A 12886-nucleotide genomic window follows, 5' to 3' on the forward strand; every position below is an offset into this window, starting at 1 on the left:
GGAGGGCGAGAAAAAGCGAATGGTGGCGGGCACGGTTACCCGGTTAGGCTGCGAACCATGACCGGAGGCCGATCATGACGTACCGCCACATCTTCCTTGCCCTGTTGCTCGCCTGTCCACCGGCGGCCATCGCCTCGGACGGGCCGATGGCCCATCTGTTCGGATACCGGCCGGCGCCGGGCCAGGCGCAGCGCTTCGAGGACGGCTACCTCGAACACCTCGGCTGGCATCGCGCCCACCGCGATCCATTGCCCTGGTATGCATGGACCGTTGCGGACGGGCCGCGTGCCGGACTGTTCATCGATGGCACGTTCGACATTCCTCTGGACGGCCTGGACAAACGGCCCGATCCGGTGGGCGATGCGGCGGATGCGCAGCGCACGTTTCTTCCCCACGGCCCGCCGTCGCTGCGCGAGACCTGGCGACGTGTCAGCCCGGCAAGCGCCTCGCCGCTCACCCACCCCGAACGTCCACTGCGCATCGTCATCTATACGTTGAAGCCTGGAATGGCGGCGCGGTTCGATGCTCTGGTGGCCGACGTGGCACGCGTGGCACCGCCGCCGCAGCCCATGGCGTGGTTCGCGCCGGTCAGCGGCACGGCGCTCAACAGGCGGGTGTTGATGGTATCGATGAAGGATGGCACGGATGAACTGCCTTCCATCGATCTTGAATCACGTATCGATGCGTTGGGGAATGCGCGCGATGCGTGGCGCGCGACATTGGCGGAGACAGTTATCGGAACGGAAGCCGAAACGTGGCAACCGAAGATCCGGTTGATGCTCGTCAGCGACGCGAAGCACCAGGGCCGCGAGTGATCCCGGGTGTCGCATCGACCGCGGAAAACCGTGCCGGCAAGTCCTGTTCGCGAAAGCATTCCACGATGTGATCGATGAACAGCCTGGTCTTCTGCGGCAGCAGGCGTTGCGCCGGGTAGTAAAGCGACAGGTGGCCACCTTCGACCCACCAGTCCGGCAAGACGCGCACGATCCGCCCGCGCTCCATCCAGGGCAGGGCGGATTGCACCGCAAGCAGCGCGATGCCCATGCCGAGTGCGGCGGCGTGACCGGCCGCGTCGGGATCGTCGAACAGGATGCGGCGATCCAACTCCACGGCCGCTTCCGCACCGTGTCGGTCGGATAGCACCCAATCCCTCACGCGGCCGGTTTGCGGTGAACGAATGAGGATGCCTTCGCGGCCCGCGAGATCCGCAGGCGTGGCGATCACGGGTCCGTTCGCGAGGAATTCCGGTGATGCCACCAGGATGCGGTGAGCCGGTGCGAGCGCACGCGCGACGACGCCCGGCCGCATGTCGAAGCCTCCACCGATGGCGACGTCGAAGCCTTCGGCGATGAGATCGACTGGGCGGTTGTCGAAACGCCAGTCAGGCCTCACGGCGGGAAACGCTTCCAGGAACGAGGCAAGCATCGGCACGATGTATTCCCTGCCGAACGCATACGGAAGCGCGACCCTCAGCGATCCGGCAGGACCGGTGGTGCGCGCCCGCGCATTGGCCATGGCGCCGTGGAGCTGGTCCAGGCTGCCCTGGACTTCCAGCCGGAATGCTTCGCCCGCTTCGGTGAGTGAGAGCCGCCGTGTGGTTCGTTGGAAAAGGCGAACCCCCAATTCGGCTTCCAGGCGTGCCACATTCTTGCCCACGGCGGCGGGCGTGAGCCCGAGTATCCGTGCGGCGGCGGCAAAATTGCCCAGTTCCGCGCTGCGTACGAAGCAAGCAATGCCGTTGAGGGTGTCCATGGCGCGACTCTAAACCAGATGGATCGAATGAAACTACCAGCAGGTCGCTAGTGGTTGAGGGCCCAGGGGCCTAGATTTGCTCGGGAATCGAACACCACCTACCGGAGTCTCACCATGAACGACCTCAATTCCATCCAAGGCAAGAGCGCCCTCGTGCTCGGCGGTTCACGCGGCATCGGTGCTGCGATAGCGCGTCGGCTGGCCGCTGGCGGTGCCTCCGTCGCGATCACTTATGTGCAAGGCGCTTCCGCCGCCCATGCCGTCGTCGACGACATCACCAAGGCCGGCGGACGCGCCGTCGCCATCCAGGCGGATAGCGCGAACGATGCGGCGATCGAGGATGCGGTGAACAAGACGAAGGAGTCCTTCGGTGGCTTCGACATCCTGGTGAACAACGCGGGCGTCCTCGCCATCGCCCCGATCGAGGAGTTCACGACGGAAGACATCGACCGCACGATCGCGGTGAACATTCGCGCGGCCGTCATCGCCAGCCGCGCCGCCGCACGCGTCATGGGCAAGGGCGGCCGCATCATCCACATCGGCAGCACCAATGCGGAGCGCATGCCATTCGCCGGCGGGGCCGTTTACGCGATGAGCAAGTCGGCGCTGCAAGGCCTGACACAGGGCCTTGCGCGCGATCTCGGACCGAAGGGGATCACCGTGAACGTGGTGCAGCCGGGACCCATCGATACCGACATGAATCCCGCGGATGGTCCGATGGCCGCAGGCCTCATCCCCATGCTTGCGGTTGGCCGCTATGGTCGCGCTGACGAGGTCGCCAGTCTTGTCGCCTACCTGGCGGGGCCCGAGGCAGCCAACATCACGGGCGCGGGCCTCTTGGTCGATGGTGGATTTGCCGCGTAAGCATCGTCCACAGCGTACTTTCAGGCCGTGAGGAAATGGGATGGGCCGTGCCCTGCGCGCGGCCCATCCTTTTGTTTACTTGCCCTCGGGAACGAGGTTGGCAAGCTTGCCCTTCTTGTCGAACTGGCAGGTGAAGTTCTTCTTGCCATCCATGCCGGCGTCGGCGGTACCGGCGATGGTGTAACCGGCGTCTGCAGCCTGGATCGGCTGCAACTGGATGTAATCGTTCTTCACGTCGAATTTGTCCGCGGCGGCATCGAGGCAGCGGGTGGTCAGCTTGCCCGGATCGGGACGGTCGGAAGCGACGGCGTGCGAGGCAAGGACGAGGCCGAGCGAAGCGGCCAGCAGCAGGGTGGAGTTGCGCATGGGTCTATCTCCGTACGAGGCACGAGGCCGGGATACTGCCAGCGCGAGTCTGCCTTGGATTTCCTTGCGGCAGGATGAACTGGGGTAGGCGGCCGTAGCTGCCAACGTTCAGCTTTGCGAATTACCAGGAGTCATCGTCGGAAGACCCGCTATCACCCGACGAACTGTCGTCCCACGAACTATCGTCGTTGCCCATGTCGATCGGATCGCTACGAAGATCGTCATAGGCCTGTGCCGAAGGATCGCGATCGTCGCGAACAGTGGAGCCTGTGTCCGGCAACACCTGGCCACCGCCGTGGGAGCGAAGCGCTTCGTCGAGCAACATGCCAGCGGCCACGCCGCCGAGTCCTGCCGCTACCGCCGTGCCCACGCCTGAATGTCCTTGCGGAGGCGGCGGCGGAGCATAGGGGCCGTTACCCGGATAGCCGCCATAAGGAGCCGTTCCGCCGGGGGGCGGCGCGGCGGGGTAGCCGATGGACGGGCCATCCGCTGCGCGCTTCCGGCGCATCCAGAGGAACGCGATCAGCGCGATACCGGCTCCGATCGCCAGGATCCGGAGGAGGTTCGACGATCCGCCGTCTTCACGGCCGGACAGCTGTCCGGCCTCGCCGTAGCGCGCAGGAGTCGCCGTGGTCCGAACGTTGGCCTCAGGAGCCAGCGCCTCGTTCAGCTTCCGCTGGAAAGCCTGGAATTTCGCGGGATCGGTGAAGTGTGTACCCGGATCGAGCGTCGCCGCCTTGGACGCCTCGGCCTTCGCCTCGCCGATGTTGCCTTCGTGAGCCAGCACCTCGGCCAGCACGTAATGGGCCTTCGCGCTTTGCGGATGTTCCGCGATGGCGTCGCGAAGCATCGTTTCGGCCCCCGCGTAATCACCGCGAGAGATAAGAGCCTGCACGTCCTTGGGCGAGTCGGCGGCGCCCGCCAGTGGCGCGAGGAGCAACAACGCAAGAAAGAGAATCAGCTTTTGCATGAGGTTCTTCAGTGCCCGGGATGGTGGCTTTCGGCAGCCTACTCTCCCTCGATTTTCATCAAGCTTTCCGATGGAGGATCAAAGCACCGGACGCAGACCCCGCACGGGGCTGACGGCTTCGAGTAAGGAAGCGACATGCAGGATGGTCGACTCGGCTTGCCATTTGCCGACAATCTGCACGCTGATCGGAAGGCCCTCCTTGCTCGTGCCGAACCGCATCGCCAGACCCGGCAAACCCGTGAGGTTCAGTGGCACGGTCGCGCCCTGGAGGTAGGTGGCATCGACGGTCTGCCCATCGATGGTGAACTCCTCGACGCCATGCTTGTGGGCGGGGATCGGCAACACGTGGGTGATCAGGGCGTCGTAGCGCGAGAAGTAATCGGCGTAACCATCGCGCAACCGTTCCACGGCCTGTTCGGCGTCGATGAAGTCGTCCATCGACGTGTCGGGCAGTGAGAGCATGGTTTTCGCCATCTTGTAGAGTTCGTCGGGACGGCGCCCCGTCGTGGCTTGCCGGAAGGCGGGTTTCATCTCCATGACATGCAGCCGATTGAATACGTCGAGCGCGAAATCGCGTTCGAGCGCGGGAATGCCTACCTGCTCGACGAACACCCCCCATTGCTTCAAGGCATCGGCCGCCGCCTTCACGGTGGCCACCACCTCGGGATCGACCGGTCCGAATCCCGGTCCGACCATCCAGCCCACGCGCAGCTGTCGATAGGGCTGGCGGCCGATGCCTGCATCGAAGGGAGTGGTGCCGGTCGCGAAAGCATCCTGGCCATCGGGTCCAGCGAGCAGGGAGAAGGCGAGGGCGATGTCGCGCACCGAACGTGCCATCGGTCCCACATGCCAGAAGCGACGTGGTGCACGTGGCCAGATGCCGGTCATCGGTACGCGACCGTGGGTGGCCTTCATCGACGTGATGCCGGTTTGCGCCGCGGGGCCACGCACGGAGATCGCGAGGTCGGTGCCGAGTCCGATCGGCGACATGCCCGCGGCGATCGCCGCCGATTCACCGCCACTCGATCCACCCGGTGTACGTGTCAGGTCCCAGGGGTTGTTCGAACGGCCGGAGAGCAGGTTGTCGCTCTCGATCCAATATGAAAATTCGGGGAGGTTGGTCTTCGCCAGCAGGATGCCACCGGCCGCTTTCATGCGCGCGACGCTCGTGGCATCGGTGTCGGGCACGCGGCCTTGGAAGATCGGGGAGCCACGCTGGGTGAGGACGCCCGCCGTGTCGATCGAGTCCTTCACCGTGAAGGGGACACCGTGCAACGGGCCTAGCGCGTCGCCCGACATGACGGCTTGCTCGGCGGCCTTGGCGGCATCGAGGGCGCCATCCGCCACCGTGACGATCGCATTGATCCTGGGGTCGACGGTGGCGATCCGGCCGAGGTGGGCCTGCATGATTTCCACCGGGGAGATTTCCTTGGTGCGGACCAGTTCCGCCAGCTTCGTCGCGTCGGAAAAGACGATATCGTTGTTCATATCGAGACTACCTAACATTTGGTAGGTAAATAATGAGCGCCATCTACGACGCCCGTCAAGGCCTAACTAACACATGGTAGGATGCTTGCCGCGGTAACCACCGGAGCCGGGCATGAGTACGAACGAAGCCATTCTTTCCGCCGCGCGGCGCAGCGCCCAGGCGCACGGGTACGGCGGCTTGAACATTCGCGATCTGGCCGGGGAGGTCGGGATCAAGGCGGCCAGCATCTATCACCACTTCCCGAGCAAGGCCGAACTCGGCGCGGCGGTGGCGAAGCGCTATTGGGAAGACACGGCGGCCGACCTGGAGGCGATGTCCCAGGAAACGCCAGAACCCCGGGACGCCCTGCGCAAGTATCCGCAGATTTTCCGGCGGTCTCTCGAAAACGAGAACCGGCTCTGCCTGGGGAGTTTCATGTCCGCCGAATACGACGATCTTCCGGCGCCGGTGAAGAAGGAAGTCCAGGCCTTCGCCGATGTGAATGTGGCCTGGATCGGCAAGATGTTGAAAGCGGCCGGCGTGGTCACGGCAGAAGAAAGCGAAGCGCGCGCGCGAGCCATCTTCGCCGCGGTTGCCGGTGCGCAACTGATGGCGAGAAGCCGTTCGGACATCTCGTTGTTCGACACGTTGATCGAGAGTTATCGTCAGGCCGGCCTGTTGCCTGCTTAAGCAGGCCAGGCGTTATTCGGGGAGAGGCTGTCGAATTTCGTACCCTTCGTTCGACGTATCAGTAAGGCGGGCATTGGCCCGACTGAAAGCCACTCAAGGAGAAGACGATGCCGCAGTATCTGGTTGCTGGTTACCTCCCCGACGATTTCGATCCGTCCCAGATGGATGAATCCGTCGGCCGTGACATCCACGCGCTGAACAAGGAAATGATCGACGCTGGCGTCAGGAAATTCGCCTGTGGGCTCGGCGCCGCCAAGTCGCTGCGCACGCAAGCCAGCGGCGACGTCTTCGTCACCGATGGCCCGTATCTTGAAACCAAGGAGCATATCGGCGGTTTCTGGATACTGGAATGCGCCGATATGGACGAGGCGCTGGCATGGGCGCGCAAGGGCGCCGCGGCCACTCGGGGGCAGGTCGAGGTGCGGGAGATTTTCTTCAGTCCGGCTCCGGAATAGTGGGTGAGCGGCGATACGTCCGGACTTGCGAGGGGCAATGGGCCGTCATTCCAAATGCCACGCGTGTTATCCCGAACCTGCGGATGCATCCTTCGTAGATGACGAGGCACAGTCCTAGACTGCTGAACAGGATGACGAAGTACTTCATCCAAGGCGTCCACGGACACCGGACTACGTAGTAGCCGACGGCGACGATCACCGTCTGATGCATTATGTAAATGGGATAACTTGCTTCCCTGGCCCATATAAGCAGGGGATCTGCAAATGACAAGTATCGATAGCCGTATCCAAGGAACACCATTACCCACAACCAGGTAAATATATTTGCTCCCATGCTATCGACGATGGAGTCATGGCGGGCGACGCCCGTGCCGAGCAGGGTAATCAACAGGACGAACACGCCGATTCCCATGATCAGGGACCACCTGCGAAAGTCAGACAGCCATCCCCAAACTCCCGGCGTGGAAGCGAGGAAGTATCCATAAGTCGTCAGAAGTAAGTAATGATTGAAAGTGTACCAATCGCTGACAAGGTTATGCGTTTCCGGGTATAGGGGCTTGAGAAACATTTCATTGATGCCGAGGGGGATCCCCAGCAAGAAAATCCATGCGCCCGGCGCCATGCGTGCAGAAGATCGCTTCCACCAGAACACGATGGGAAGTAGCAATAGAATGTACGCGTAAAGATATAGAACAAACCACAGGTGATGCCAGCTGAAGTCGCCGGAAGGATATGGGCGGAACTCCAGCACGCGATCCATATAGAAACTTGCATACCCGCCACTCCACTGGTCACGCAGAAGGCGTTCAAAATATATTTGTGGCGGCACGACCAAGAACATGCCTACGATCAGGGGCAGCAGGAGCTTCTTCGTTCGTTCACGTAGAAATTGACCCTTGCTGCGTCGCCTCAGTGCGAACCACATACCGGCACCAGCGATAACGAACAGCAATGGCATCCGAAGGCGATGCGCGATATCCATGGGCCACTGGAGTATAGGCAGGGTCTGGTTGTTGACGATATGCCATCCCCATCCAACGAAAATCATTCCAGTATGAAAAAAGAACAGCACGAAGATGGCAATGACACGTAGCCAATCCAGGAAGTCGTAGCGCTCCTGTATCTCATCTGCAAGCATTATCAAACCCGCTCTCGGCTCTATGCTGGGAGTGAGTCTCCTGCATCGTCACCCGAAGCGCGGCGACTATGTGGCGAGTGGAGGCGTGTGCGGGGTGGGTCGGATGCTAGCGGTCGAGACGTGCGAACAGTGCGTCGCGATATCTCCGGCTGAGGCGAAGAATCCGCCCGTTGCGAAGATGGAGTTCGTGATCGCCCTTGAAGAGTGGCGTGAGTGAACCGATCGAGTCGATATTCACGGCCGTCGACCTATGGATGCGGATGAAATGATCTTCGCCCAGCTGGTTCAAAAGATCCTGAAGCGTCCTGCGCAGCATGTAGCGGTGTGTTGTCGTATGTACGTGCACATAATTATCGTCGGCTTCCAGCCATTCGATAGATGCGATATCGATCAATCGCAATTGTTCTCCATCCGGCACGATCAGGCGTCTACGATGCGCTGTCCTTGCGCGTCCGATCGCGACCGCGGTCGCACCGGGCTCGTGCGAACTCAATCGCTCACGGACGCGTCCCAAGGTGCGTGCGAGGCGATCCCGGTCGTATGGTTTTAGAAGGTAGTCGATTGCATTGAACTCGAAAGCTTTCACTGCGTGCTCATCGAACGCTGTCACGAATACAATCAGCGGCGCGCAGGATGGCTCGAGCTGCGCTGCGACTTCGAGGCCGGACAAGGTCGGCATATGTACATCGAGAAAGACAACGTCCGGACGGTTTTTCTCGATGTGGTGCGCGGCAGATAACCCGTCGGCGGCCGATCCCACAACGATGAAATCGGGCTGTTCCGTTAGCCAGTGATCTAGCTTCTCCAGGGCCGGTGCTTCGTCATCGGCTATCACGGCACGGATCATGGAGTGGTCCCTGTCAGGGGTATCGAGATGTTCGCGACGACGCCATCGGTTTCATTCCGCACCTCCAGGGATGCCGTGCCACCGTAGATGATGCCGAGCCGTTCGCGGCAGCTGCGTAGGCCGACACCATAGCGGATGCCGTGCGCCATGGAGAGGCCGGAGTTGCTCACAGCGATCTCCAGTGACTCAAGCACGCGTCGGACACGGATGACGATGCATACGGGCGTTACCGTGCGCTCGACACCGTGTTTGAAGACGTTCTCGATGAGTGGTTGCAGCAACAGCGCGGGAACGGGGGCCTGAAGCAGATTCCTATCGACCTCCCAGCTAAGCGCCACACGATCCCGAAATCGCTCCCGCATGACGGTCGTATACAGCTCCAGCGTGCGAAGTTCTTCGGCGAGTGGCGTCATCTCGTGCTCGCTTGTCCGGAGACTGATGCGAAGCAAGTCGCCGAGCGCGGCGACCAGACGGTCTGCGCGCGGCACGTCGGTATGCATCAGGGCTGAAACGGTATTAAGCGCGTTGAACAGGAAATGTGGCCGCAACTGCCCCTGAAGTTGTGCCAGCCGTGCTTCGGCCAGTGCCGCCTGAGTTTTCAGCAAACGGTGACGTTGAACCTGCCATTGACCATAGGAATCCATTCCGAACAGGATGCCGAGCCACAGCCCGGCAAACAGCGTGAGCTTGACGGTCTCGTAGGCAAAGATGAAAGGCCAGCCAGGATGTTCGTAGTGGTGGCCCAGGATGGCGTATATCCCGTGGCGTAGCGCGTATACGGCTGCAATGAACGTGATAACCACCACGGGCAACCATCGCAGGTAGCGGCCAAACCAGGCTATGGGCCTGTCCAGGTACAGCGCATGGGCCCCCCGAAAGCGGACCGCGACCAACATCCACCCCGTCGCAATCAGTCCGGAACTTCCTTCCCAGAGCACTGGCTCCCACCAGCGGATCAGCGGGTTGCGGAGTGCGTCCTGGAGGGATGCGCAAATCATCAATAACCAGAACCCCGTCCACAACGCCGCCAGTATCTTGGCAGGAGCAATCGTTCCGGTGCGGACACTCGTCGTAGCCGCGCTAGGTCCCTGGTTCATAGGCCGAGTTTATCCGCGCCCTTCGGGAAGCGCATTGCCTATGTGGCGAGCGGTGACTTTCGGGGGGTGAAGCGGGCGTGAGGCTCCCTGGCGAAACAGAGGGGCTGAGGGTTTGGCGATGTCCATGCCAATCTCACTGCACGGTCGCCAACGCCCGAACCCGCATTCCAGCGGGGGTGCGGGTTTTCCAAGCGTACGAAGCCGGACAGTAGTTGTCCGGCTTCGTACTTGCCACACTCAGTAGTCGTAACTCACCCCAAGCCGCACGTAACGCGGCACCTGGCGAACCACCGCCTGCCCGTACTGCGGATCGGGCACACCGGGATCCGTTTGCGAATAGGGGTACCGGTTCAACGGACGCTGTTCGTTGAACACATTGAAGACGCTGGCGGTGAAGGACAGCTTGCCGTCGGCGAAGGCCGGGCGATACGTCGTGCCCAGGTCGAGCTGGCGGATCCAGGGTAGCCGGCCCTGCTTGCCCGGCGGCGACGCGACGCCGTCGCAGTAGTGGTACGAGCCACCGTACTTGCCAGGGTCCGAGAAATCGGGGCCGTAGTAGCCCAGGCAGATCTTCGGCGAACCGGAGGTCAGGCTGAGGTTGGCCGAGACCAGCCATTCCGGCGTCAGCTGGTAGTAACCGAACAGTTTCAGCTGATGGGTGTGGTCGTTGTTGGTCGGGCCATTGGTGTTCTCCATGATGTAGCTGTTGTCCCAATCCTCGCTGGTCGAGGCCGCGGTCTGCTGGAGGTCCGAACGGAGCTGGCCTTCGGTGTTGCCGTAGCTGCGCGAGAACACATAGTCGACCTTGCCGTACCAGCGGCCGTCGAACGGGTGTTCCAGGAATCCTTCCAGCGAGTAGTAGCGGCGCTTCAGGCTTTGAAAGCCCAGCTCGCTGTTGCTCAGCGGCACGGCGACCAGGTTGCCGGAGGTATCGATCACGTTGAACGTGTTCGCCCGGCCCGGGTTGAACAGATAGCAGCTGTTGGTCGTGGTCACGTCGTAACCGAGCGCCGCCGCCTTGGCGATGATCCGATCGGTGTCGCAGTAGTCGTCGATCGCGCTGCGCAGGATGCGCTGGGTAGCCTTCGCCCCGTAGACCCAATCCTGGCCCAGCGTCTTGGTGAAGCCGAGGATGAACTCATCCTGGTATTCCGACTTGAGGTTGCTGGCCGTGACCGTGCGCGGATCGGGCAGTACGCCGTAATAGTTGTTCGACGAGACCGGCTGCGAAAAAGCCGTGAGGCCCGTTGGCAAGCCTTGCGCGTCGATGCCGCCATAGGTGAAGTACTGCGACGTGCTGAGCGACGCGCCAGCGGCGTTGAGGCCGGGATTGAGCGGCAGGCCGAGATAGTAGCGTCCGGCGTTGCCATAGACCTTGAAGCTGGCGTCACCGTTCACGTCCCAGCTGAAACCGAGGCGCGGCGCCCACTGTGGCCGATGCTGCGTGACATAGGCATCGCCGTCACGGTTGTAGTTCTCGAACTGGTCGTTGCGCAGGCCCAGCGAGAGCAGCCAGCGATCGCCAACCTGCCATTTGTCCTCGATGTACTGGGCCTTCTGGCTCGCGCGCACGCTGGCCAGCGAACTGACCACATGCCGGACCACGTAGTAGCCCTGCTCGCCGTTGACGATGCCGCCGGTGGCGGGGACCCCTAGCCCCGTGGAGATCGGCGTATTCGGGTCGGCCTTGCCGTAGGTCCAGTAATAGCCATCGCCCGAGGCCTGTGAGCCCTGGTCGAGCGCGCGCGTGACCTGGTTGTCGATGCCGGCGCTGATCGTGTGGTCGCCGAGCACGTAGGTCACGTCGAAGCGCGTGTTGGTGCTGCGCGTGCTGCGGCCCGGATTGGTCAACGTCTGCACCGTCTGGTTGTTGCCGAACGGCGAACCACCGTTGAGTGCGGGATTCTGGTTGGTGAGCCCGTTGACGTAGGTCAGGTCACCGTTATACGAGCCCGGCTGGTCGTACTGGTCCAGCTTCATCTTGCCGTACAGCGCAGACACGGTCAGGTTGTCCGTGATGTAGCCGGTGTACTTGGCCGACCACACGTCGCCGCCGGTCTTGGTGTCGTCATCCGAACCGATCCGCTCGCCGCGACGCAGGGCGTTGTAGTCGTAATCGTAGATCGTGCCCTGTGTCTCGCGTTTACTGGAGGCGCTGGTGACCTCGAGGATATGGTTGTCCGCGATGTTCCAGTCCAGCTTGCCGTACCAGCGCGGCGAGCCATACCGGTACTGCACGTCCGGACTCGTGTCGTCCACGTTGTTGTGTGTCGAGCCTTCCTGCCGCTCGAACTCGCCAGCCAGGAAGAAGAACAGCTTGTCTTCGATCAGTGGACCGCCGACGTAACTGCTCACCGTGGTCACCCAGCTGCGATCCTCGCGATTGGGCTGGTAGAGGTCGCCCGCGACGGGCGAGGCGGGCAGGCCGTTGGTGTAATACGTATTGGCCGACCCGGCGCGCGCGAAGGCGGGCTCCCAGAGCACCTGCCCACCGAAGTGCCACTCGTTGCTGCCGCGTTTGCCGACCTGGTTGATGACGCCGCCATCGGAGCGCCCGTACTGCGCGCTGTAACCGCCCGTATAGACTTCCTGCTGGTCGATGGCACCGTAGGGCAGGGAGATACCACCCATGCCGCGCTGTGGGTCGGTCACGTTGTAGCCGTTGATGTAGTAAGCGTTCTCGCTGGCCGCCGAGCCGCCGAAACTGTTCAGCGACGACCCGGTCGGGCCCTTGAATCCACCACTGTTCGACACGACGCCCGGGGCGAGCCGGGCGATTTCATCCGCGTTGCGTGTGAGTGGCAACTTGGCCAGCTGGTCGGCGGTGATCACCGAGCGGGAGTCCACCGATGTCACGTCGATATCGGGCAGGCGCGAGGCGCTGACGCTGACACCTTCGAGATTGGCCGCGCTGGCGACGAAGGAGACGTCGGTCGACGCGCCCACCCTGAGCCCCACGTCCTTGCGGCTGTCGACGTCGACGCCGTTGCGCCGGAGGGTGACGGTATAGGTGCCGAGCGGAAGCTGGCTTGCGCTGTAGCGCCCCTTGGCATCGACCGTGACTTCGCGGGTCAGGCCGTTGCCGCCTTGTACGACGATGGTGGCGCCCTGCGCATCGCCGACCTGGCCCGAGATGGCGCCGGTGGTCGACTGGGCGAAGGCAGCTTGTGTGCCGAGCGCGGAAAGAAGTGTCGCGGCCAGCAGACGGCGGCGAATCGGTAGCGTGGAAGGCACGTTGT

At 62.5% G+C, this 12886-nt stretch carries 12 protein-coding genes; 4 read left to right on the forward strand and 8 right to left on the reverse strand.

What is annotated here, in order from left to right:
- Positions 1–74 precede the first annotated feature (74 nt).
- Positions 75–815 carry a hypothetical protein gene (locus ACR9Y6_RS15920; RefSeq protein ID WP_481282169.1) on the forward strand — a complete coding sequence of 247 codons (741 nt, stop codon included), beginning with the start codon at positions 75–77 and terminating at the stop codon, positions 813–815.
- Here the strand turns inward: ACR9Y6_RS15920 and ACR9Y6_RS15925 are convergent.
- Positions 784–1752 (reverse strand): LysR family transcriptional regulator, encoded by a 969-nt coding sequence (locus ACR9Y6_RS15925; protein WP_481282170.1) that lies wholly within the window; start codon positions 1750–1752, stop codon positions 784–786. The genes ACR9Y6_RS15920 and ACR9Y6_RS15925 overlap by 32 nt on opposite strands.
- Before the next feature lie 114 nt (positions 1753–1866).
- Here ACR9Y6_RS15925 and ACR9Y6_RS15930 point away from each other — a divergent pair, with 114 nt between their 5' ends.
- Entirely contained in the window at positions 1867–2616 is a 750-nt protein-coding gene (locus ACR9Y6_RS15930) for a 3-oxoacyl-ACP reductase family protein (protein WP_481282171.1), read from the forward strand.
- Positions 2617–2691: 75 nt separating this feature from the next.
- Here the strand turns inward: ACR9Y6_RS15930 and ACR9Y6_RS15935 are convergent, their stop codons facing one another.
- From ACR9Y6_RS15935 to ACR9Y6_RS15945, 3 genes are all read right to left on the reverse strand, one after another.
- Positions 2692–2982 (reverse strand): hypothetical protein, encoded by a 291-nt coding sequence (locus ACR9Y6_RS15935; RefSeq protein WP_481282172.1) that lies wholly within the window; start codon positions 2980–2982, stop codon positions 2692–2694.
- Between the two features lie 121 nt (positions 2983–3103).
- Entirely contained in the window at positions 3104–3952 is an 849-nt protein-coding gene (locus ACR9Y6_RS15940) for a tetratricopeptide repeat protein (RefSeq protein WP_481282173.1), read from the reverse strand.
- A 78-nt stretch (positions 3953–4030) separates the two neighbouring features.
- Positions 4031–5440 (reverse strand): amidase, encoded by a 1410-nt coding sequence (locus ACR9Y6_RS15945; RefSeq protein WP_481282174.1) that lies wholly within the window; start codon positions 5438–5440, stop codon positions 4031–4033.
- 112 nt (positions 5441–5552) lie between these two features.
- Between ACR9Y6_RS15945 and ACR9Y6_RS15950 the strand changes: the two genes are divergently transcribed.
- Positions 5553–6110, forward strand: a complete 558-nt coding sequence (locus ACR9Y6_RS15950; RefSeq protein WP_481282175.1) for a TetR/AcrR family transcriptional regulator — start codon at positions 5553–5555, stop codon at positions 6108–6110.
- 107 nt (positions 6111–6217) lie between these two features.
- Positions 6218–6565 carry a YciI family protein gene (locus ACR9Y6_RS15955; RefSeq protein WP_481282176.1) on the forward strand — a complete coding sequence of 116 codons (348 nt, stop codon included), beginning with the start codon at positions 6218–6220 and terminating at the stop codon, positions 6563–6565.
- Here ACR9Y6_RS15955 and ACR9Y6_RS15960 read toward each other — a convergent pair.
- The 4 genes from ACR9Y6_RS15960 to ACR9Y6_RS15975 form a co-directional block, all read right to left on the reverse strand.
- A complete protein-coding gene (locus ACR9Y6_RS15960; protein WP_481282177.1) occupies positions 6546–7703 on the reverse strand; it encodes an acyltransferase family protein in 1158 nt (385 codons plus the stop codon). The two genes, ACR9Y6_RS15955 and ACR9Y6_RS15960, sit on opposite strands and share 20 nt — an antisense overlap.
- 106 nt (positions 7704–7809) lie before the next feature.
- Entirely contained in the window at positions 7810–8550 is a 741-nt protein-coding gene (locus ACR9Y6_RS15965) for a LytR/AlgR family response regulator transcription factor (RefSeq protein WP_481282178.1), read from the reverse strand.
- Entirely contained in the window at positions 8547–9647 is a 1101-nt protein-coding gene (locus tag ACR9Y6_RS15970) for a sensor histidine kinase (protein ID WP_481282179.1), read from the reverse strand. Before ACR9Y6_RS15970 ends, ACR9Y6_RS15965 begins: the two co-directional genes overlap by 4 nt.
- 237 nt (positions 9648–9884) lie before the next feature.
- Positions 9885–12881 (reverse strand): TonB-dependent receptor, encoded by a 2997-nt coding sequence (locus ACR9Y6_RS15975; RefSeq protein ID WP_481282180.1) that lies wholly within the window; start codon positions 12879–12881, stop codon positions 9885–9887.
- Positions 12882–12886: the final 5 nt, after the last annotated feature.

The organism is Luteibacter sp. TLI7-4A (genome assembly GCF_056754745.1).